Source organism: Streptomyces sp. NPDC012637 (assembly GCF_042954805.1).
Classification (GTDB): Bacteria; Actinomycetota; Actinomycetes; order Streptomycetales; family Streptomycetaceae; genus Streptomyces.
Genome location: NZ_JBIBDS010000003.1, coordinates 435,980 through 456,686, shown reverse-complemented (window position 1 = coordinate 456,686; position 20,707 = coordinate 435,980). Strand labels below are relative to the sequence as shown.

Genomic DNA, 20,707 nt, shown 5'->3' with positions numbered 1-20,707 from the left:
CCCGACCCTAGTGACCATCTTGTGATCAGTTCAAATCCCAACGGGCAAAATCTGGCCCGCTCAACACATTATTTACGCGCACCCCACGGGCAGTAGCGGCCACTTGACCCTCTGCGGATCAGAAAAGGGGCATTACGGTCGCACGTGACGAGTTGTCACGAGAGGCGCGAAAGGCGCTTCAGCAACAAGGCGGACGCGACCGGCCGCGCACCGGACTTGGCGACCCCGTCGGCCACCTCCCGGTCGGTGGAGACCACCACCACGGGCCGGCCGGGCGGCTCCGCGCGCACCAGCTGACGGATCAACTCGTCCGCCGTGACACCGGGCTTGGAGAACAGCACCCGCACGCCGCGCGGCGGGGCGAGCAGCACGGGAGCCGCCAGCTCGGCCCCGTCGAAGACACAGGTGACCTCCGCGCCCGAGCGGGCCGCCAGCGCGGACAGACCGCCGAGCAGCCGGAGTCGCTGCTTCTCCAGCGGCATCGTCGGATAGCCGGTCTTCGTCACGTTGTAGCCGTCCACGACCAGGTGCGTCTGGGGCAGTTCGAGCAGCTGGTCGAGGAGCGCGGGATCCGTCTCGGACAGGGCGCGGGCCGCGATGTCCTTCGGCGACATCCGGCCCGGCTCCACCGCGTCCACGGTGTCCGCCGGGTGCATCGACACCGGCGGCAGGGCGAGTTCGCGGCGCAGCCCCTGGGCGGCGTCGAGCACCGTGTCCAGGAGCAGCCGCAGCCGCATGTCCTCCACCGAGCGGCCCTCGCGGGCGGCCCGCCGGCTGGCCTCCAGGGCGGCCTCGACCTCGCCGAGCCTGGCCTTGAGGCGCCGGCTCTCGCTCTCGGCGGCCGACACCTGCGCGGCTGCCTCGGTGCGCGCCGTGTCGATCTCGGCCTGGACGCGGCGCAGCGCGGCCTCGCCGCGCTTGACGTCGCTCTGGGCGCTGCGCAGCTTCCGGTGAAGCGATTCCGCTTCCTTGCGGGCGGCCTCCAGGTCGCGCCGCAACTGCTCGGTCTCGACCCGGGCGCGCTCCTTCGCCGCCGCGACCTCCTCGCGCAGCCGCTCCATCTCGCGCCGGCCGGCCTCGTCGGCGCGCTCGGCGTCGGCGCGCTCGGCCTCCTCGCCCGCGGCGGCCACGAGCTTGCCCCAGCCGGGCGGGCGCAGCATGTACGCCGCCGCGGCCACGTCGACCGGGTCGGCGGCGGCCGGCGGGGCACCGGACTCGACGGCCCCGGCCAGTTCGGGCTGGGACTCCTTGAACCGCTCCCCGATCCGCTGCCGGAACAGGGGATCGCCCTCCAGGGCGGCGGCCATCGCGTTCCCGGCGAACTTGGCCCGCCGGGAGGCGGTGAACCGGGCGTACTGACGCAGGGCGGCGGGCAGCTCGGCGACGGTCAGACCGCCGAAGGCGTCGGCGACGAGCGCGACGACCTTACGGCGTACGGCTTCGGGCAGCGGTCGGTCGAGCGCCTCGGCAGCGCCGTCTGCCGAGCCTTCCGGCCCGGCACCGTGCGCGGGCTGCTCCACGATCCGTCACCCACTCCCTGTCTCGCCCTCGCCGGGCCGCTCCTCAGGAAGCGGCGCCCGGCCTGTCCACCAGTTCGATCTGATCCACCGCGTTGCACCAGCGGCAGCGGACCGACTCGATGGTCTCACTGACCACCTCGCGCTCCTCGACCTTGGGCTCTCCGGCGAGGTCCAGATGGACGTACTCGACGACCTTGGACGAGCGGGTCACGTCGAAGCGGGTCAGGTTGCCGCAGAGGGTGCAGCGCCAGCGGGTTTCGGCGGTCGGCAGGGGAACCGTCGTCATCGTGCCGTCCTCTTTCCGTACGAGGCTTTACGGGCCCGCGGTGCGCCGTCGAACTGCGGGAGTACTGCCCGTAACCCTACGGCCTCGCGGGTACCCCGTGTCACGGCGAGGCACTCTGTCCAGGTGGGCCCCGGTACGCCATGATCTGTCCATGATCGACTGGCGGAGCGCGGCCCTCGGCGCCTGGCGCGGCGCCCGGAGCGGGCCCACCGTGACCTACGGACTCATCGCCTGCTGCGTGCTGCTCTTCGCCGCGAGCCCGGTGTCGGGACTCGGTCCGGGACACGGCACGGGCGACGAGCTGCTCGCGGCCCAGAGCGCGTACTTCCAGCGCTGGGGCGTCATCCCCGCGGACCTGACACAGGGCGGGCCACGCGCCCTGCTCACGCCGCTGACCGCGCTCTTCGTCCACGGCAGCTGGCTGCACCTGCTCGGGAACATGCTGTTCCTGTACGTCTTCGGCGCCATGGCCGAGGAACGGATGGGCGCGACCGGGTTCGGCCTGTTCTACCTGGGCGTCGGGTACCTGGCCCTCGCCGGCTACGCGGCGGTGCACTTCGACCAGGCGGACAGCGAGCAGACGCTGGTCGGGGCCTCGGGAGCGATCTCGGGCGTACTCGGCGCCTTTCTCTACCTCTTCCCGCGCTCCCGGGTGACCAGCCTCTTCCCCTTCCTCTTCTTCCTGCCGCTGCGCTTCCCGGCCTGGATCGTGCTGGTGTTCTGGTTCGCGCTCCAGTGGCTGGCGGCCCGCTCGGCCGGGGCGGGGCCGGGAGTGGCATACCTGGCGCACGTGATCGGCTTCGCGCTGGGCTTCCTCTACGCGTGGGCGCGCTACGGGCGTGGGGATAAGGTGAAGCCACCAGCCGCGGCCACCGAGGGAGAAAGCCAGCCGTGATCACCGCGATCGTGCTCATCAAGACCAGCGTGGACCGCATCCCCGAGATCGCCGAGGCCATCGCCGCGATCGACTCCGTCAGCGAGGTCTTCTCGGTCACCGGCACCTACGACCTGATCGCCATGGTCCGGGTCGGGCGCCACGACGACCTGGCCGACATCATCCCGGGCCAGATCTCCAAGATCCCCGGTGTCGAGGCCACGGACACGCACGTCGCCTTCCGCGCGTACTCGCAGCACGAGCTGGACGCGGCCTTCGCCATCGGCCTGGAGTCGTAGGGCTCGGAGAACCCCCTGGCACACCGGTGAAGCCGGCCTCTCCCCCGCGGGAGGCCGGCTTCGCTCGTATCACTCGAACGGGGGAACGCGGTCGGCCGCGGTACGGCCCCGGTTCAGCCGCGGTCCGGAACGCAGCGGCCGTCCTCGGTGCGGTACTTCCACTGGGCGCCGTCGCGCACCAGCTCCTTCACCGCGCCGACGAACCGCTCCACGTGCTCGTCGGGCGTGCCCGCGCCGAAGCTCACCCGGATCGCGTTGAGGGAGCGCTCGCCGGGGGCCGCCTCCGGGGCGCCGCACTCGCCCGGGTCCTGCGGGTCGCTGCCGAGCAGGGTGCGCACCAGCGGGTGGGCGCAGAAGAGGCCGTCGCGGACGCCGATGCCGTACTCGGCGGAGAGCGCGGCGGCGAAGTGGGAGCTGTTCCAGCCCTCCACGACGAAGGAGATGACGCCGACGCGCGGAGCGTCGTCGCCGAACAGGGAGAGCACCCGGACCTCGGGCACCTCGGCCAGACCCTCGCGGACCTTGGCGATGAGGTGCCGCTCGCGGGCGACGAGGGAGTCGAAGCCGGCCTCGGTGAGCGCCTTGCAGGCGGAGGCGATGGAGTAGACGCCGATGACGTTCGGCGAACCGGCTTCATGCCGGGCCGCGGTGGTGTGCCACTCCACGTCCACACCACCGTCGGCCCGACGGGCCACCTTGCGGGAGGCGCCGCCGCCCGCGAGGTAGGGCTCGGAGTCCTGCAGCCAGTCGGCGCGCCCGGCGAGGACGCCTGAGCCGAACGGGGCGTACAGCTTGTGCCCGGAGAAGGCGACCCAGTCCACGTCCAGCTCCCGTACGGAGACGGGGTGGTGGGGCGCGAGCTGGGCGGCGTCCAGGACGATCCGCGCGCCGTGCGCGTGCGCGGCGGCGGTGAGTTCGCGCACCGGCCACAGCTCGCCGGTGACGTTCGAGGCGCCGGTCACGCAGACCAGGGCGGGGCCGTAGGGGTCCCGGTCGGCGAGGGCGCGCTCCAGGATGGCGACGGCCTGCTCCGGGGTGCGCGGCGCGTCGAGGTAGGTGACGCGGGCGTCCCGCCACGGGAGCAACGAGGCGTGGTGCTCGGTCTCGAAGACGAAGACCTGGCAGTCGGCGGGGATCACCTGGGCGAGCAGGTTGAGCGAGTCGGTGGTGGAGCGGGTGAAGACGACCTGGTCGCCGGGGCGGCAGTCGAGGAACTCGGCGACGGTGGCGCGGCTGTTCTCGAAGAGGTCGGTGGAGAGCTGGGAGAGGTACCCGGCGCCGCGGTGGACGCTGCCGTAGTACGGGGCGTAGGCGGCCACGTCGTCCCAGACGCGCTGGAGCGCCGGGGCGCTGGCGGCGTAGTCGAGCGCCGCGTAGGTGACCTCGCCGCCGGTGACGAGGGGGACGGTGACGTCACGGCCCAGGACCGGCAGCGGCGCGTCGCAGCAGGGGTCGGAGTCGGCCGGGGCGGCGGCGGAAGCGGTGACGGAAGCGGCGTTCGGGCGTGCGGACATGACGGTGTCTCCCGGCATAAAAGGGGCGCGAAAGGGCGTGAGGGGGCCGCGGGCGGCAGCGCGCAGACGGGTGCCGCGTACGGATGTCGGAGTGGAGAAAGGGGCCGGAGGCCCTAGCGCATTCGCTTGCTCACGAGACAACGCTCCCTAGAGGACCAAGGACCCCAGGGTGTGCGCAGGGGTCCGCGCTTGCCGCAGGCTTCTGCTCGTGCGGCCTGGTCTTCACCCGGGGCACCCCGCCACGGACGGAGGGTTGCCGGACAGCCAGCCGGGGCTTTGTCGCTGTCACTCATGACCTGGTCCAGAACCTATGCCAGACGATCACGACGACGCAACCCCGTCCCGGCATCCGGGACGGGGCCGCAACGTGCCGTTCACACGGGCTCAGGCGTTGCTGGCCGCGATCCAGCGCTCCAGGACGCGGCGGGCGGAGCCCGAGTCGATCGACTCGGCGGCCCGGTCCATGCCGGCCCGCAGCTGCTCCGCGAGGGTGCCGTCGCCCGGCTCCAGGGCGACCAGCGCGGCCGCCGAGTTGAGCAGCACCGCGTCCCGTACCGGGCCGGTCTCGCCGGCGAGCAGCCGCCGGGCGACGTCGGCGTTGTAGGAGGGGTCGCCGCCGCGCAGGGCGTCCAGGGTCACCGGCTCGATGCCGACGTCCCGCGGGTCGAAGCGCTCCTCGCGGACGGCGCCGTCGCGCACCACCCACACCCGGGAGGTGCCGGTGGTGGTCAGCTCGTCCAGGCCGTCGTCGCCGCGGAAGACGAGGGCGGAGTTGCCGCGGTCGGCGAGCACGCCGGCCACGATCGGCGCCATGCGCGGATCGGCGACGCCGACGGCCTGGGCGCGCACCTTGGCCGGATTGGTGAGCGGGCCGAGCACGTTGAAGGTGGTGCGGATGCCGAGCTGGCCGCGGGCGGCGGCGACGTACCGCAGCGAGGGGTGGAACTTCACCGCGAAGCAGATGGTGATGCCCGCCTCCTCGGCGACCTCGGCGACCCGCTTCGGGGTGAGGTTCAGGTTGATGCCGAGCTTCTCCAGGACGTCGGAGGAGCCGGAGGCGGAGGAGGCGGCGCGGTTGCCGTGCTTCACGACCCTGACCCCGGCGCCGGCCACCACGATCGACGACATCGTGGAGATGTTCACCGTCTTGGCCCCGTCGCCGCCGGTGCCGACGATGTCGACGCTCGGCCCGGCCACCTCGATGACGTTGGCGTGCTCGTACATGGTCCGTACGAGACCGGAGATCTCCGCCACCGTCTCGCCCTTGGCCCGCAGGGCCACCATGAACCCGGCGATCTGCGCGTCGGTCGCCTCGCCGCGCATGATCAGGTCCATCGCCCAGGCGGTGTCGTCGGCGGACAGGTCGCGGCCTTCGAGGAGTCCGTTCAGCAGGACGGGCCAGGAGCGGCCCGCCGCGAAGTCGCCTCCAGCGGGGTTCACAGCGCTCATGGTCGCTCCTGGTGTGTACGTGCGGGACTGCGAGGTCGTCTCCCACCCTATCGATCTCCGGGGACGGCAAAGAGCCCCGTCCATCGAATGGACGGGGCTCTCGCCGTGGCGACTACCAGGTCAGGTGGTCAGGTGATCAGTGGTGGCCGTGGCCGCTCTCGATCTCCTTGAACTCCTCGACCGTCGGCTTGGCGACCTGGTTGTCCGCGCCGTAGTAACCCCGGTTGAGCTTGACCCGGAGCTTCTCCATGCGGCCGATCTTGCGCTCCACGCCGTTCTCGTCGACGGCCGGCGGCAGCTCGGCCGGCTCGTACTGCTCGTGGGCGGTGAGCTTGTAGCGCTCGCCCTGGCTGAGCGGCTGGTGGACCTCGACGAACTCACCGTGCGGCAGGCGCTTGATGATGCCGGACTCGCGACCGTGCAGCACCTTGTCCTTGTCCCGGCGCTGGAGGCCGAGGCAGATCCGCTTGGTGACGATGAACGCGATGACCGGTCCGACGAAGAAGAAGATCCGGACGAACCAGGTGATCGCGTTGATCGACAGGTGGAAGTGCGTGGCCCAGAGGTCGTTGCCACCACCGACGAGCATGATCATGTACGCGGTGATCCAGGCGACACCGAAGGCGGTGCGCGTCGGAGCGTTGCGCGGGCGCTGCGCGATGTGGTGCTCGCGCTTGTCGCCGGTGATCCAGGACTCGATGAACGGGTAGACCGCGATGGCCGCCAGGACCACCGGGAAGATCACCAGCGGGATGAAGACGCCCAGGACCAGCGTGTGGCCCCAGAGGTTGATCTCCCAGCCCGGCATGACGCGGATCAGACCCTCGGCGAAGCCCATGTACCAGTCGGGCTGGGCGCCGGTGGACACCTGGTCCGGGCGGTACGGGCCGAGGGCCCAGATCGGGTTGATCGAGGCGATCGCCGCGATGACCGCGATGACGCCGAAGACCAGGAAGAAGAAGCCTCCGGCCTTGGCCATGTACACCGGCAGCAGCGGCATGCCGACGACGTTCTTGTTCGTGCGGCCGGGGCCCTCGAAGTGGGTGTGCTTGTGGACGAACACCAGGATGAGGTGCGCGACCACCAGGCCGAGCATGATGCCCGGGAGCAGCAGCACGTGCGCCGAGTAGAACCGGGCGACGAAGTCGCCGCCGGGGAACTCGCCGCCGAACAGGAACATCGACAGGTACGTGCCGACGATCGGCACGGACAGGATCGCGCCCTGCATGAAGCGGACACCGGTGCCGGAGAGCAGGTCGTCCGGGAGCGAGTAACCGGTGAAGCCGGTGAACATGCCCAGGAAGAACAGCAGGAAGCCGAACAGCCAGTTGATCTCACGCGGCTTGCGGAACGCGCCGGTGAAGAACACGCGCATCATGTGCACGAACATGCCGGCGAGGAAGATCAGCGCCGCCCAGTGGTGGATCTGCCGGATGAGCAGACCACCGCGCACCTCGAACGAGATGTGCATGGTCGAGTTGAACGCCTCGGACATCAGCTGTCCCTGGAGCGGGACGTACGGTCCGACGTACTCCACCTCGTTCATCGACGGGTGGAAGAACAACGTCAGGTAGACGCCCGTCAGGATGATGATGAGGAAGCTGTAGAGGCAGACCTCGCCCAGCATGAAGGACCAGTGGTCCGGGAAGATCTTCCGCATGTTGGCCTTGGCCAGCGTGTAGATCCCCAGGCGGCCGTCGGCCCAGTCGGCGATCCGCTCACCGGCGGGCGCCTTCTTCTGCGTGTTGGTCACAGTGCTCATCCGCGCTCCCAGAAAGCAGGACCGACGGGCTCTTCGAAGTCGCCGTGCGCCTCGAGGAAGCCCTTGTCGTTCACGCCGATCCGCAGCTGCGGGAGGGCGTGGCCGGCCGGGCCGAAGATGACGCGGGCGCCGTCGGACAGGTCGAAGGTGGACTGGTGGCACGGGCAGAGCACGTGGTGCGTCTGCTGCTCGTACAGGGAGATCGGGCAACCGACGTGGGTGCAGATCTTCGAGAAGGCCACGATGCCCTCGTGCGACCACTCGAGCTCGCGCTTGTCCTTGATGTCCTCCGGCTGGATCCGGACGATCATCAGGGCGGCCTTGGCGATCTCGGTCTGGAAGTGGTGGTCGTGCTCCTCCAGGCCCTCGGGCTTGGCGAACGTCAGCGAACCGACCGCGACGTCCTCGGGACGCAGCGGCTCGTTGGTGTTCATGTTGATGAGGAGCTTGCCCTTCGCCCACAGGGTGGAGCGGAGCTTCTTCTCGGGCAGCGGACCCATGTCACGCAGCAGCACCACGCCGGAGAGCGGCACCAGGGCCAGCGCGCCGAACAGCGTGTTGCGGACGAGCTTGCGGCGGCCGAAGCCGGACTCGGCGGCACCGGCCGCGAAGTCCGCCATGACCTTGGCCTTGACCTCGGGCGTCGCCTCCATCGGGTGACGCTCGTCGGCGACCTCGACGTCGGACATCAGGGTGCGGGCCCAGTGGACCGCGCCCGCGCCGATGAAGAACAGGGCCAGGCCGAGCGTCCAGCCCAGGGCGAAGTTGAGCGCGGACACCCGGCCGAAGGGCCAGATGTACACGATCTTGTCGACCGGGAAGATCACGTACGAGGCGATGAAGCCGATCGTGGCCAGCATCGACAGCGTGAACATGAAGGCGATCGCACGCTCGGACCGCTTGGCGGCCCGCTCGTCGATGTCCTGGATGCGCGGCTTGTGGGGCGGGAGGCCCGGGTCGGCGAACGGGTCGTCGGCGACCTTCACCGCGACGTGCGCGGTGGCCTGCTCGGTCGGCAGGTTCTCTTCTGGATTCTCTTGGGTACTCATGACTTCTTGGCCTTAGCGGTGTGGGCCGCGACCCAGACGGCAACTGCGATCAGCGCGCCCAGACCGAAGACCCACGCGAACAGACCCTCGCTGACGGGGCCGAGGCCACCCAGCTTGAGACCACCCGGGTTGTCGGCCTTGTCGCTGTTCACGGCCTGGACGTAGGCGATGATGTCCTTCTTCTGCTTCTCCGGCATCGTGGTGTCGGGGAAGGAGGGCATGTTCTGCGGGCCGGTCTGCATGGCCTCGTAGAGGTGCTTCGGGTCCACGCCCTCGAGGCTCGGGGCGTACTTGCCGTAGGTCAGGGCGCCGCCCTCACCGGTGAAGTTGTGGCACTGGGCACAGTTGGAGCGGAACAGCTCGCCACCCTTGGCGACGTCGGCGCCCTCAGGGCTGTACTGGTTGGCCTTCGGCACGGTCGGGCCGGCACCGAGGGAGGCGACGTACGCCGCGAGCTGATCGATCTCAGCCTGCGTGTAGATGACCTTCTTCTTCGGGACCTGCGCGCCCGGCTGCTGCGCGGGCATGCGGCCGGTGCCGACCTGGAAGTCCACGGCCGCCGAGCCCACGCCGACCAGGGACGGGCCGTCAGAGGTGCCCTGACCGCCGGTTCCGTGGCAGCTGGCACAGCCGACGGAGTAGAGCTTCTTGCCCTCCTCGATGGCCAGGGACTGGGCGGTTTCATCGGCCTTCGCCGTGCCCGCGGGCGCGAACGCGGCGTAGAGCCCCCCAGTTGCCGCCAGCGCGAGAAGTAGGACGACGACCGCCGCCAGCGGATGGCGTCGTCGTGCGGAGAGCTTTTTCACGGATTACCCCGGTGTCAGGATCTTCTGCGTCGATGCTTGCTGGATGTGTCGGTCCGCCCGGAGGCGGAGCCCGATTACTTGATCAAGTAGATCGTGGCGAAGAGGCCGATCCAGACGACATCGACGAAGTGCCAGTAGTAGGACACGACGATGGCGGCGGTTGCCTGCTCGTGAGTGAACCTCTTGGCGGCGTACGTCCGGCCGAGGACCAGCAGGAAGGCGATGAGACCGCCCGTCACGTGCAGGCCGTGGAAGCCGGTGGTCAGGTAGAACACCGTGCCGTACGGGTCGGAGGACAGCGAGAGGCCGTCCTTCTTCACCAGCTCGGTGTACTCGAAGACCTGGCCGCCGATGAAGACCGCGCCCATCACGAACGTGATGATGAACCACGTCCGGAGCTTCTTCACGTCACCGCGCTCGGCGGCGAAGACGCCGAGCTGGCAGGTGAGGGAGGAGAGCACCAGGATCGTGGTGTTCGTCGCGGAGAACGGAAGGTTCAAGGCCTCGGCCTTTTCCGTCCAGAACTCCGCGCCCATCACGGATCGCAGGGTGAAGTACATCGCGAAGAGGGCCGCGAAGAACATCAGCTCGGAGCTCAGCCAGATGATGGTTCCGACGCTGGTGAGGTTCGGTCGATTGACCGACGGGTGCGCGTGCCCGGTATCTACTGTCGTTACTGTCGCCACGACCGACATTATGTCGGTCGCTTATCCCGCCCTCACTCCGGGGGGTGCCGTTCGGAGTGTCCGGGGCGCGTGTCCTGCCCGAACGGCCCATCCGGGAGGGCTTCCGGCACCCTTCGAACAGGTGCTGAACGGGTGTTGACGGGGTGTGGAGCGGAGTAGCATCCGCGCAACGGCCGACCACCTTCACGGAGGAACGATGCAGTCGAGCGCCACGGTCCTGGTCTACAGCGACGACGCGAACACCCGCGCGCAGGTCCGCCTCGCGGCCGGGCGCCGGCCCGCCGCCGATGTTCCCCCGGTCGAGTTCGTGGAGTGCGCGACGCTGCCGGCGGTGCTCACGGCCCTGGACGAGGGCGGCATCGACGTCTGCGTGCTCGACGGCGAGGCGGTGCCGGCGGGTGGCATGGGCGTGTGCCGTCAGATCAAGGACGAGGTCTTCCGCTGCCCGCCGGTGCTGCTCCTCATCGGCCGCCCCCAGGACGCCTGGCTGGCCACGTGGAGCCGCGCGGACGCCGCGGTCACCCTTCCGGTGGAACCGGTCGAGTTCGCGGCGTCCCTGGCGGCCCTGCTGCGCTCGCGCCTGTCCATCGACGCGTAGCACCGCCCGTACGGGCTACAGGCTCGGCCTGAGCCGGGCCTTCGCGTCCTCGGTGGCCGTGGGATCGCCCTTCTCGGCCACCAGGGCGCTGCCCCTGCGCCACTTGTCCCAGGTCAGGTTCCAGTCGCCGAAGCCGTTGCCGAAGGTGTCCATCATCTCGCCGGAGCTGTTGACCACCTTGACGATGTCACCCGGGCGGACGTTCTCGAAGAACCACGCCGCGTTCCCGGTCGACATGCCGGTGCAGCCGTGGCTGACGTTGGCGACGCCCTGGGAGCCGACGGACCAGGGCGCGGCGTGGACGTACTCACCGCTCCAGGTGACCCGGGTGGCGTAGTAGACCGGCAGGTCGTACGACTCCGAGCTGCCTTCGGCGATGCCGATGCTGGTGCCGCGCATCCGGACGTAGTACTCCTTGCCGAGCACCACTTTGATCCCGTTCCGGGTGGAGAAGCCCGGTTTTCCGGTGGTCACCGGAATGGTGTTGATCACTTCTCCGTTCCTGCGCACCGTCATGTAGTGGGAGCCGGCGTCCGTGACGGCCTCGACGCGGTCGCCGATGGTCAGCTTGAGCGGCTTGGAGTCGCCGCCGTAGAGCTTGTCGCCGACCTTGACGCCCGCCAGGTTGCCGGTGACCGTGACGGTCGCGCCGGTGGGCCAGTAGTCCTTCGGGCGGAAGTGCAGCTTCTTGTCGTCGACCCAGTACCAGGAGCCCTCCACGGCAGGTACGGAGCGGACCTTGAGGGCCCGTTCGACGACCGCGCGGGCCTTCCGGTCCTTCACCGGGAGGCTCAGCTCCGCGGTGATCGGCTGCCCGACGCCGTACTTGCCCGCCTCCGGGCCGAACGTGACGGTCAGAGCCCCTTTGGCCGGGGCGGTCTCGAACGTGAACGTACGGGCTCCTGGGGCGCCGTCCTCGTCCTCGGTGGCCACCCGGACGGTGTAACGGGCGCCGGCCGCCAGCGCGGCCGTGGAGCGCCACTTCTGCCCGTCGGCGGTGAGCTCGCCGGCCAGGTGGTGCCCGGACTCGTCGGTCGCGGTGACGTCGGTGATCCGCCCGTCCTCGCCCTTGGCGGTGATCTCCAGGGGCTTCTCGGGGTCGGCCTTCCGCCCGTCCGGGGGCGCGTTGAAGGCGATCCGGTCCGCCGCGTCGAAGGGCCTCGCCGACAGCGGATGGCCCCCGCCGCCCGCGCACGCCGTGACGCCCGCCGTGACGGTGAGGGCCAGAAGGGTGCAGCTCAGAACAGTCCGAATGCGCGGCGTGTCGTTCATGACTTCACGCTAAGAACAATCCTCGCGCCCGGCGCGCCGAGCGCGGCAAAAGAGGGGCCCGGCCGCTTCGTCGGAACGAAGTGACCGGGCCCCTCGGGGTGTTACGGGGTGCTGCTGCTACTGGTTCTGGTTCTCACCGCGGTAGAACTCGAACACCCAGCCGAAGATGCCGACCAGGATCAGCGGGGCGGAGAAGTACATGATCCACCACCCCATCGCGATGGAGAGGAAGGCGAGCGCGCCGCCGACGGCCAGCGAGAGCGGCTGCCAGCTGTGGGGGGCGAAGAAGCCCACCTCGCCGGCCTCGTCCGCGACGTCGGCCTCCTTGTCGTCCTGCGCCATGGCGTCGACCCGCTTGGCCGTGAAGGCCAGGTAGTAGCCGATCATGATGCAGAGACCGAACGCCAGGAACAGCGCCGTCGTACCGACCGGCTCCTTCGACCACACGCCATAGACGATCGCCATGGCGAGGACGAAGACGCTCAGCCAGATGAACATCTTGCCCTGGATCTTCACTTGCCGGCCTCCTTGCCGCCGCTGAGGGCCGCCACCTCGTGAGGCTTGTTCTCGAGCTGGTCGAGAGCCGCGATCTCAGGGTGGTGCAGGTCGAACGCCGGGGATTCGGAACGGATCCGCGGCAGGGTGAGGAAGTTGTGCCGCGGCGGCGGGCAGGACGTCGCCCACTCGAGCGAACGGCCGTAGCCCCACGGGTCGTCGACCTCGATCTTCTTGCCGTACTTGGCGGTCTTCCAGATGTTGTAGAAGAACGGCAGGATCGACAGGCCGAGCAGGAACGAGGAGATCGTCGAGATCGTGTTCAGCGCGGTGAAGCCGTCGGCGTCGAGGTAGTCCGCGTAACGACGCGGCATGCCCTCGGCACCGAGCCAGTGCTGCACCAGGAACGTGCCGTGGAAGCCGATGAACAGCGTCCAGAAGGTGATCTTGCCGAGGCGCTCGTCCAGCATCTTGCCCGTGAACTTCGGCCACCAGAAGTGGAAGCCGGAGAACATCGCGAAGACCACGGTGCCGAAGACGACGTAGTGGAAGTGCGCGACCACGAAGTACGAGTCGGAGATGTGGAAGTCCATCGGGGGCGAGGCCAGGATGACGCCGGTCAGACCACCGAAGGTGAAGGTGATCAGGAAGCCGACGGCCCAGAGCATCGGGGTCTCGAAGGACAGCGAGCCCTTCCACATCGTTCCGATCCAGTTGAAGAACTTCACGCCGGTCGGTACGGCGATGAGGAACGTCATGAAGGAGAAGAACGGGAGGAGCACGCCACCGGTGACGTACATGTGGTGCGCCCACACCGTCACGGACAGACCCGCGATCGCGATCGTCGCGGCCACCAGACCGATGTAGCCGAACATCGGCTTGCGGCTGAAGACCGGGATGACCTCGGAGATGATGCCGAAGAACGGCAGGGCGATGATGTACACCTCTGGGTGTCCGAAGAACCAGAAGAGGTGCTGCCAGAGCAGGGCACCGCCGTTGGCCGCGTCGAAGACGTGGGCACCGAACTTGCGGTCCGCCTCCAGGGCGAACAGCGCGGCCGCGAGGACCGGGAAGGCGAGCAGGACCAGGACACCGGTCAGCAGCACGTTCCAGGTGAAGATCGGCATGCGGAACATCGTCATGCCCGGAGCGCGCATGCAGATGATCGTGGTGATGAAGTTGACCGAGCCGAGGATCGTGCCGAAGCCGGAGAAGGCCAGACCCATGATCCACAGGTCGGCGCCGACGCCCGGCGAGCGGACCGCGTCCGACAGCGGGGAGTAGGCGAACCAGCCGAAGTCGGCGGCGCCCTGCGGGGTGAGGAAGCCGCCCACGGCGATGATGGAGCCGAAGAGGTACAGCCAGTAGGCGAACATGTTCAGCCGCGGGAACGCCACGTCGGGCGCGCCGATCTGCAGCGGCATGATCCAGTTCGCGAAACCGGCGAACAGCGGCGTCGCGAACATCAGCAGCATGATCGTGCCGTGCATCGTGAACGCCTGGTTGAACTGCTCGTTCGACATGATCTGCGTGCCCGGACGGGCCAGCTCGGCGCGCATGAAGAGCGCCATCAGGCCGCCGATGCAGAAGAAGGCGAACGACGTGACCAGGTACATCGTGCCGATGGTCTTGTGGTCGGTGGTCGTCAGCCACTTCACCACGACGTTGCCGGGCTGCTTGCGGCGTACCGGGAGCTCGTTCTCGTACGAGTCCTCAGCCGCGGCCGCACCCTGGGGTTCGTTGAGGATGCTCACAGTTGGTTCTTCTCCGCATTCCGGGCGGGGTCCGTCTGCTCGATGCCCGCGGGGATGTAACCGGTCTGGCCCTTCTCCGCCAGCTCCTTCAGGTGCTGCTGGTAGCGCTCCGGGGAGACCACCTTGACGTTGAAGAGCATCCGGGAGTGGTCGACACCGCACAGCTCGGCGCACTTGCCGAGGAAGGTGCCCTCCTGGGTCGGGGTGACCTCGAAGGAGTTGGTGTGACCCGGAATGACGTCCTGCTTCATCAGGAAGGGAACCACCCAGAAGGAGTGGATGACGTCACGCGAGGTCAGGACGAAGCGGACCTTCTCACCCTTCGGCAGCCACAGGGTCGGGCCCGGGTTGCCGGTCTGCGGGTTCCGGGTGCCCGGGATGCCCGCGTCGTAGACACCGCCGGCGTTCGCCGGGAAGTCGTCCTTGAACTTGTCCGGGATCGCCGCGAGGTTCGGAGCCTTCTTGGCGTCGCCGGTCACGCCGGGGACGTTCTCGATGTAGTTGAAGCCCCAGCTCCACTGGTAGCCGACCACGTTGACCGTGTGCGCCGGCTTCGGGGTGAGCTCGAGGAGCTTCGACTCGTCGCGCGCGGTGAAGTAGAAGAGCACCGAGACGATGATGAGCGGGGTGACCGTGTACAGCGCCTCGATCGGCATGTTGTAACGGGTCTGCGGAGGTACCTCGACCTTGGTGCGGCTGCGCCGGTGGAAGATGGTGGCCCACAGGATGAGGCCCCACACCAGCACGCCGGTGGCGAGCGCGGCGGCCCACGAGCCCTGCCAGAGGGAGAGGATCCGCGGAGCCTCTTCCGTCACGGGGGTGGGCATGCCAAGGCGAGGGAAGTCTTCCCAGTTGTACGAGCAGCCGGTGGCTGTCGCCAGGATCAGGCCCGCAGTCAGCACCTGCGGCAGCTTCCGCCGCATCGGGCGCCGCGACGAGCGGTCGGAGCCGTTGGGACTCACGTAGCGCCTTCCCGAGAGTCTCGGCCCGCGTAGGTCGGCTGCCACGGCCGTCCGTCTCGCTGGTCGGTCGCCGCCCCGGCCGCGGGCAGGGGTTTGGATGTTTATGCGGACCAAACCCTACTGGACGCTATTTGGGGTCGCGCGGGGAGGGTGCCCAACGCGCCGTCCGAGTCCCCGAAGGGGTGGACTCCGGCGTTCCGCAGAGGGTTTCCGGGGGGCCGTACGGCGGTCGACCGGCGGTCCGGGCGGGGCTTCTGACGAGGGATCACGCGGGCCGGGGCAGGGCCTTGCCCCGGGTTCGCGACAGCAGGCCCTACCGTGGGCGGATGCCGTACTTCGACGCCGCGTCCGCCGCTCCGCTGCACCCCGTCGCCCGCCAGGCGCTCCTGGCCGCCCTGGACGAGGGCTGGGCCGACCCGGCCCGGCTGTACCGGGAGGGGCGGCGGGCCCGGCTGCTGCTCGACGCGGCGCGGGAGGCCGCGGCGGAGGCGGTGGGCTGCCGGCCGGACGAGCTGGTGTTCACTCCTTCGGGGACGCGCGCGGTTCACGCGGGAGTCTCCGGGGCGCTCGCCGGCCGTCGGCGTGTCGGGGACCGGCTCGTGGTGTCGGCCGTCGAACACTCCTCCGTGCTGCACGCGGGCGAGGCGCACACGGCGGCGGGCGGGACGGTGACCGAGGTGCCGGTGGGCAGGTCGGGCGCCGTGGATCCGGAGCGCTTCGCCGCGGCGCTCGACGCCCGTACCGCGCTGGCCTGTCTGCAGTCGGCCAACCACGAGGTGGGCACCGAGCAGCCGGTCGCCGAGGTGGCGGAGGCCTGCCGGGCGGCGGGGGTGCCGCTGCTCGTGGACGCGGCGCAGTCGCTCGGCTGGGGGCCGGTGCCGGAGGGCTGGTCGCTGCTCGCGGCGAGCGCGCACAAGTGGGGCGGCCCGGCGGGCGTGGGGCTGCTCGCGGTGCGCAAGGGCGTCCGGTTCGCGCCCCAAGGGCCGGGTGACGAGCGGGAGTCGGGGCGGGCGCCGGGCTTCGAGAACCTGCCGGCGATCGTGGCGGCGGCGGCTTCGCTGCGGGCGGTACGGGCGGAGGCGGCGGCCGAGTCGGCGCGGCTGCGGGCCCTGGTGGACCGGATCCGGGCGCGGGTGCCGGAGCTGGTGCCGGACGTGGAGGTGGTAGGCGATCCGGTGCGGCGGCTGCCGCATCTGGTCACCTTCTCCTGTCTCTATGTCGACGGGGAGACGCTGCTGCACGAGCTGGACCGGGAGGGTTTCTCCGTTTCGTCCGGTTCGTCGTGCACGAGCTCCACGCTGACGCCCAGCCATGTGCTGCGCGCCATGGGCGTCCTGAGCGAGGGAAACGTCCGGGTCTCGTTGCCGGCGGGCACCACCGGGGAGGACGTGGACCGCTTCCTCACCGTCCTGCCGGGCCTGGTCGCCGCCGTGCGCGAGCGGCTCGGCGCCCCGCACCCGGCGGCCGTGTCCGGCGCGGCCCCGGACACGCTCCTGGTCGACGCCCTCGGCAAGCGCTGCCCGATCCCGGTGATCGAGCTGGCCAAGGTGATCGGCGACGTGCCCGTGGGCGGCACGGTGACCGTGCTCTCCGACGACGAGGCGGCCCGCCTGGACATCCCGGCCTGGTGCGAGATGCGCGGCCAGGAGTACGTGGGCGAGGAGCCGTCGCCGAAGGGCGGCACCGCGTACGTGGTGCGCCGGGTGGCGTGACGCGACAGGACCCCGGGCGCCGTGGGGCGCCCGGGGTCCGGTGGCGTGCGGGTCAGGCCAGGTGGGCCTGGACCTCGGCGGCGGCCTCGTCGCCGTACGCCTTGGTGAAGCGCTCCATGAAGTTGGTGCGGCGCAGGGTGTACTCCTGGGTGCCCAGGGTCTCGATCACCAGGGTGGCGAGCATGCAGCCGACCTGGGCGGCGCGCTCGAGGCTGACGCCCCAGCCGAGGCCGGTCAGGAAGCCGGCCCGGAAGGCGTCGCCGACGCCGGTCGGGTCGACCTTGGCCTCCTCCTCCGGGCAGCCGACCTCGATCGGGTCCTCGCCGGCCCGCTCGATGCGCACGCCGCGCGAGCCGAGGGTGGTGACCCGGTGGCCGACCCGGCCGAGGATCTCCTCCTCGGTCCAGCCGGTCTTCGACTCGATGAGCCCCTTCTCGTACTCGTTGGAGAAGAGGAAGGCCGCGCCGTCCATGAGGGTGCGGATCTCCTGGCCGTCCATGCGCGCGATCTGCTGCGAGAAGTCGGCGGCGAAGGGGATCTCGCGGGTCCGGCACTCCTCGGTGTGGCGCAGCATCGCCTCCGGGTCGTCGGCACCGATGAGGACCAGGTCGAGGCCGCCCACGCGGTCGGCGACGGCCTTGAGCTCGATCAGCCGGGCCTCGCTCATGGCACCGGTGTAGAAGGAGCCGATCTGGTTGTGGTCCTTGTCCGTGGTGCACACGAAGCGCGCGGTGTGCAGCACCTCGGAGATGCGGACGGAGCCGGTGTCGACGCCGTGCCGGTCGAGCCAGGCGCGGTACTCGTCGAAGTCGAAGCCGGCCGCTCCCACCAGGACCGGCCTGCCGCCGAGCTGACCCATGCCGAAGGAGATGTTCGCGGCGACGCCGCCCCGGCGGACGTCGAGGTTGTCGACGAGGAACGACAGCGAGACCGTGTGGAGCTGGTCGGCCACGAACTGGTCGGCGAACCGGCCGGGGAAGGTCATGAGGTGGTCGGTGGCGATGGAGCCGGTGACTGCGATACGCACGGCTGGGCGCTCCTGGTGGAGGGACGGCAATGACAGTTCACGCTACCGGGTGCGGGGGCGGAAGCCGAACAGCGGAAACTACCCCAGAGTAGGCCTTTTCCCCAGAGCCGGAGCGTGCGTACGGTGCGGCCATGACCGAGTACCCCGCTCCTCGTGAGCCCCAGGAGTCCGATTTCAGCCTCGCCGAGCTGTGCGGGGACGGCGCGCGGATGGCACCGCACTGGGTGACTCCGTCAAGTCCGGCGGCCGCGCCGGTGTCCCCCGCGCTGATCCACGGCGTCGAGGTGCCGGCCGCGTCGGCCAGACTCATCGCCGCCACCTCCGAGTACGGGGTCTGAGACACCCCTGGAGCAACCGGTCCGCCACCGGTCCGGAGCAACCGGGGAACCGGAATCGCGTCGCCCTCGTCCCATGGGTGTCTTCCGCAGGGATGCCACGTCTGGAGGAGCGCGCGGTGAGCAGCAGTACGGAGAACCGGCCCGGCAAGCGCGGTCAGCTTCTGGTCGCCTCGGTGGCGGCGGGAGTGCTCCTCGTGGGCGGCGGCGGCGTGTACTACGCCACCACCGCCCAGGGCGACGGCGGGGACGCCAAGGCCGCGGAGGGAGCGGCCGCCGCTCCCCCGCCGCTGAACCTGGGCGGCACGACGGACGGCGGTCCGGGGATCGCGCCGGGCGAGCCCGACCCGGGCGGCGACCCCAACGGGACCGTCTACAAAGCCAAGGGCCCCCTCCCCCACGGGCCCTCCTCGGCCGCGGTCCACCGGCCCGAGGGCCGGGTCACCCCGGCGGAGGTGACCCGGCTCGCCGAGGCCCTGGGCATCCCGGGCACCCCGCAGCTGGTCGGCGAGGTCTGGCGGCTGGCCCCGGAGAAGGACGCCTCGGGGCTGCGCCTCGACGTGTCGGCGAAGGCGCCGGGCAGCTGGACGCTCAGCCGGTACGACGGCGGTCCGGTCGGCGACACCTGCCTCAAGGGCAAGGCCTGCCCGCCCCCGGGAGAGGCGAAGCCGCCGAGCGGCGGCTCGCCGGTGAGCGAGGCCGCGGCGAAGGCGGCGGCCGCGCCGGTGCTCAAGGCGATCGGCCAGGACGACGCCAAGGTGGACGCGAGCCAGGTGATGAACGGCTCGGACCGGGTGGTCAACGCCGACCCGGTGGTCGGCGGGCTGCCCACGTACGGCTGGTCCACCGGGATCCACATCGGCCCGGACGGTTCCGTGACGGCCGGCAGCGGGCGCCTGAAGGCGCCCGCGAAGGGCGACACCTATCCGGTGGTCGGCGCGGAGAAGGCGCTCGCCGAGCTGAACGAGGCCTCGAAGGGCACCGGCCCGGTCGGCATCGGCGGCTGCGCCACGGACCCGCCGGCGGACCAGCCCCTGACCGGTGGCAAGGGCAAGGGCGAGACGGGGCAGGCGCCCTGCCAGACGATCGTCGACCTGGCGGCGCCGGACGAGGTGACGGTGACGGGCGCGGTGTTCGGTCTGGCCGCGCAGTACGTGGACGGCGAGCAGGTGCTCGTGCCGGCGTGGCTGTTCACGGCGGAGGCGAAGCCCGGCGCCAAGCCGTACACGGTGGTGCGGACGGCGGTGGACGCGCGCTATCTGACCCCGCCGGCCAAGCCCTCGCCGACCCCCACGCCGGCGCCCGACCAGGGGACGGCGCCGGCCCGGCAGGTCACCTCGTTCACGACGGACGCGAGTGGCCGGAAGCTGTCGGTGACCTTCTGGGGCGGGGCGTGCAGCGACTACGCGGTGACGGCGCAGGAGGACCCGCGGCAGGTCGTGGTGCGGATCAAGGAGACGCCGCGGGACCCCGGACGGGCGTGCATCATGGTCGCCCTGGAGATCACGAAGACGGTGACGCTGCGGGCGCCGCTGGGTGACCGGCCGGTCGTGGACGGGGCGAGCAACGAGGCGGTGCCGCGGCCGTAGGGCCTCCGGCTCGGGCCGGAACGCGCGTGAGGGCGGCACCCGGACCTCCGGGTGCCGCCCTCACGCGTGCGTACGGCTCAGGCCGTCTCTTCGGGCTTAGCTGAAGCTGTCGCCGCAGGCGCAGGAGCCCGTGGCGTTCGGGTTGTCGATCGTGAAGCCCTGCTTCTCGATGGTGTCGACGAAGTCGATCGACGCGCCGCCCAGGTACGGGGCGCTCATGCGGTCGGTGACGACCTTGACGCCGCCGAAGTCCTTGACGACGTCGCCGTCGAGCGAGCGCTCGTCGAAGAACAGCTGGTAACGCAGGCCGGAGCAGCCACCGGGCTGAACGGCGACGCGCAGGGCCAGGTCGTCACGGCCTTCCTGGTCGAGCAGGGCCTTGACCTTGGCCGCGGCGGCGTCGGACAGGAGGATGCCGTCGCTGACAGTGGTCTTCTCGTCCGATACGGACATCTGCTTCTCTCCCGGGTTGGTACGGAGACTGCTTGCCGACGGTTGCAACCGGCGGGGCCGCGGATTCATTCCGGGCCGAGGCGTGTCTTTCCCCTTCATGCTCGCACACCGCACCCCGGGACGTGGAAGGCGAAGTGGCGAGACCCACGGAGAGGCGCGAGGCGAATTCGTCACATCGACACTATGGACATCGTCAAAGTGACGTGAACCGGTTATGATAGATAGCGTCATTTCGACGAAAAGGCTTTACGAGGCTCACTGTAGA

The 20,707-nt window shown here is 70.2% G+C and carries 20 protein-coding genes and 1 riboswitch; of the genes, 6 read left to right on the top strand and 14 right to left on the bottom strand.

Annotation, left to right across the window (positions count from 1 at the left end):
* Positions 1-155: 155 nt before the first annotated feature.
* Entirely contained in the window at positions 156-1,520 is a 1,365-nt protein-coding gene (locus ACFY8W_RS15110) for an NYN domain-containing protein (RefSeq protein WP_391104873.1), read from the bottom strand.
* A gap of 43 nt (positions 1,521-1,563) precedes the next feature.
* On the bottom strand, positions 1,564-1,806 hold the full coding sequence (locus ACFY8W_RS15105) for a hypothetical protein (protein WP_128976779.1): 243 nt from the start codon (positions 1,804-1,806) through the stop codon (positions 1,564-1,566).
* 151 nt (positions 1,807-1,957) lie between these two features.
* On the opposite strand from ACFY8W_RS15105, the gene ACFY8W_RS15100 reads away from it, so the two are divergent.
* Both ACFY8W_RS15100 and ACFY8W_RS15095 read left to right on the top strand, forming a co-directional pair.
* Complete coding sequence (locus tag ACFY8W_RS15100) at positions 1,958-2,701, top strand: rhomboid family intramembrane serine protease (protein WP_391104871.1); 744 nt, start codon at positions 1,958-1,960, stop codon at positions 2,699-2,701.
* Positions 2,698-2,979, top strand: a complete 282-nt coding sequence (locus tag ACFY8W_RS15095; protein WP_128976777.1) for an Lrp/AsnC family transcriptional regulator — start codon at positions 2,698-2,700, stop codon at positions 2,977-2,979. Before ACFY8W_RS15100 ends, ACFY8W_RS15095 begins: the two co-directional genes overlap by 4 nt.
* 113 nt (positions 2,980-3,092) lie before the next feature.
* On the opposite strand, the gene ACFY8W_RS15090 is transcribed toward ACFY8W_RS15095, so the two are convergent.
* The 6 genes from ACFY8W_RS15090 to ACFY8W_RS15065 all read right to left on the bottom strand — a co-directional run bounded on the left by ACFY8W_RS15090 (position 3,093) and on the right by ACFY8W_RS15065 (position 10,254).
* Complete coding sequence (locus ACFY8W_RS15090) at positions 3,093-4,493, bottom strand: aminotransferase class V-fold PLP-dependent enzyme (RefSeq protein ID WP_391104869.1); 1,401 nt, start codon at positions 4,491-4,493, stop codon at positions 3,093-3,095.
* A gap of 180 nt (positions 4,494-4,673) precedes the next feature.
* A riboswitch (SAM riboswitch) is annotated at positions 4,674-4,790 on the bottom strand.
* Positions 4,791-4,877: 87 nt separating this feature from the next.
* Positions 4,878-5,942 (bottom strand): anthranilate phosphoribosyltransferase, encoded by a 1,065-nt coding sequence (gene trpD / locus ACFY8W_RS15085; RefSeq protein WP_391104867.1) that lies wholly within the window; start codon positions 5,940-5,942, stop codon positions 4,878-4,880.
* 136 nt (positions 5,943-6,078) lie between these two features.
* A complete protein-coding gene (locus ACFY8W_RS15080; RefSeq protein ID WP_391104865.1) occupies positions 6,079-7,704 on the bottom strand; it encodes a cytochrome b N-terminal domain-containing protein in 1,626 nt (541 codons plus the stop codon).
* A complete protein-coding gene (locus ACFY8W_RS15075; protein WP_391104863.1) occupies positions 7,701-8,753 on the bottom strand; it encodes a Rieske 2Fe-2S domain-containing protein in 1,053 nt (350 codons plus the stop codon). The genes ACFY8W_RS15080 and ACFY8W_RS15075 overlap by 4 nt, the downstream gene beginning before the upstream one ends.
* Positions 8,750-9,559, bottom strand: a complete 810-nt coding sequence (locus ACFY8W_RS15070) for a c-type cytochrome (protein WP_391104861.1) — start codon at positions 9,557-9,559, stop codon at positions 8,750-8,752. The genes ACFY8W_RS15075 and ACFY8W_RS15070 overlap by 4 nt, the downstream gene beginning before the upstream one ends.
* Positions 9,560-9,633: 74 nt before the next feature.
* Positions 9,634-10,254, bottom strand: a complete 621-nt coding sequence (locus ACFY8W_RS15065; RefSeq protein WP_391104859.1) for a cytochrome c oxidase subunit 3 — start codon at positions 10,252-10,254, stop codon at positions 9,634-9,636.
* Positions 10,255-10,441: 187 nt separating this feature from the next.
* Between ACFY8W_RS15065 and ACFY8W_RS15060 the strand changes: the two genes are divergently transcribed.
* Complete coding sequence (locus tag ACFY8W_RS15060; RefSeq protein ID WP_391104857.1) at positions 10,442-10,843, top strand: hypothetical protein; 402 nt, start codon at positions 10,442-10,444, stop codon at positions 10,841-10,843.
* A 15-nt stretch (positions 10,844-10,858) separates the two neighbouring features.
* Here ACFY8W_RS15060 and ACFY8W_RS15055 read toward each other — a convergent pair whose 3' ends face one another.
* The 4 genes from ACFY8W_RS15055 to coxB all read right to left on the bottom strand — a co-directional run bounded on the left by ACFY8W_RS15055 (position 10,859) and on the right by coxB (position 15,326).
* The gene (locus tag ACFY8W_RS15055) at positions 10,859-12,115 is read right to left on the bottom strand and encodes an Ig-like domain-containing protein (protein ID WP_391104855.1); all 1,257 of its coding nucleotides are present in this window, start codon (positions 12,113-12,115) and stop codon (positions 10,859-10,861) included.
* Positions 12,116-12,232: 117 nt separating this feature from the next.
* Positions 12,233-12,631 (bottom strand): cytochrome c oxidase subunit 4, encoded by a 399-nt coding sequence (locus ACFY8W_RS15050; RefSeq protein ID WP_391104853.1) that lies wholly within the window; start codon positions 12,629-12,631, stop codon positions 12,233-12,235.
* Entirely contained in the window at positions 12,628-14,364 is a 1,737-nt protein-coding gene (gene ctaD, locus ACFY8W_RS15045) for a cytochrome c oxidase subunit I (protein ID WP_391104851.1), read from the bottom strand. Before ctaD ends, ACFY8W_RS15050 begins: the two co-directional genes overlap by 4 nt.
* Positions 14,361-15,326 (bottom strand): cytochrome c oxidase subunit II, encoded by a 966-nt coding sequence (gene coxB, locus ACFY8W_RS15040; protein ID WP_391104849.1) that lies wholly within the window; start codon positions 15,324-15,326, stop codon positions 14,361-14,363. The genes ctaD and coxB overlap by 4 nt, the downstream gene beginning before the upstream one ends.
* 326 nt (positions 15,327-15,652) lie before the next feature.
* Between coxB and ACFY8W_RS15035 the strand changes: the two genes are divergently transcribed.
* Complete coding sequence (locus ACFY8W_RS15035; RefSeq protein WP_391104847.1) at positions 15,653-17,038, top strand: aminotransferase class V-fold PLP-dependent enzyme; 1,386 nt, start codon at positions 15,653-15,655, stop codon at positions 17,036-17,038.
* A gap of 52 nt (positions 17,039-17,090) precedes the next feature.
* Here the strand turns inward: ACFY8W_RS15035 and ACFY8W_RS15030 are convergent, their stop codons facing one another.
* A complete protein-coding gene (locus tag ACFY8W_RS15030) occupies positions 17,091-18,065 on the bottom strand; it encodes a PfkB family carbohydrate kinase (protein WP_391104845.1) in 975 nt (324 codons plus the stop codon).
* 131 nt (positions 18,066-18,196) lie between these two features.
* Here ACFY8W_RS15030 and ACFY8W_RS15025 point away from each other — a divergent pair, with 131 nt between their 5' ends.
* Positions 18,197-18,403: a hypothetical protein gene (locus ACFY8W_RS15025; protein ID WP_384421545.1), complete on the top strand. Its 207-nt coding sequence runs from the start codon at positions 18,197-18,199 to the stop codon at positions 18,401-18,403.
* 92 nt (positions 18,404-18,495) lie between these two features.
* Positions 18,496-19,989, top strand: a complete 1,494-nt coding sequence (locus ACFY8W_RS15020) for a hypothetical protein (protein ID WP_391104843.1) — start codon at positions 18,496-18,498, stop codon at positions 19,987-19,989.
* A 96-nt stretch (positions 19,990-20,085) separates the two neighbouring features.
* Here ACFY8W_RS15020 and ACFY8W_RS15015 read toward each other — a convergent pair whose 3' ends face one another.
* Positions 20,086-20,442 (bottom strand): iron-sulfur cluster assembly accessory protein, encoded by a 357-nt coding sequence (locus tag ACFY8W_RS15015; protein WP_019885637.1) that lies wholly within the window; start codon positions 20,440-20,442, stop codon positions 20,086-20,088.
* Positions 20,443-20,707: the final 265 nt, after the last annotated feature.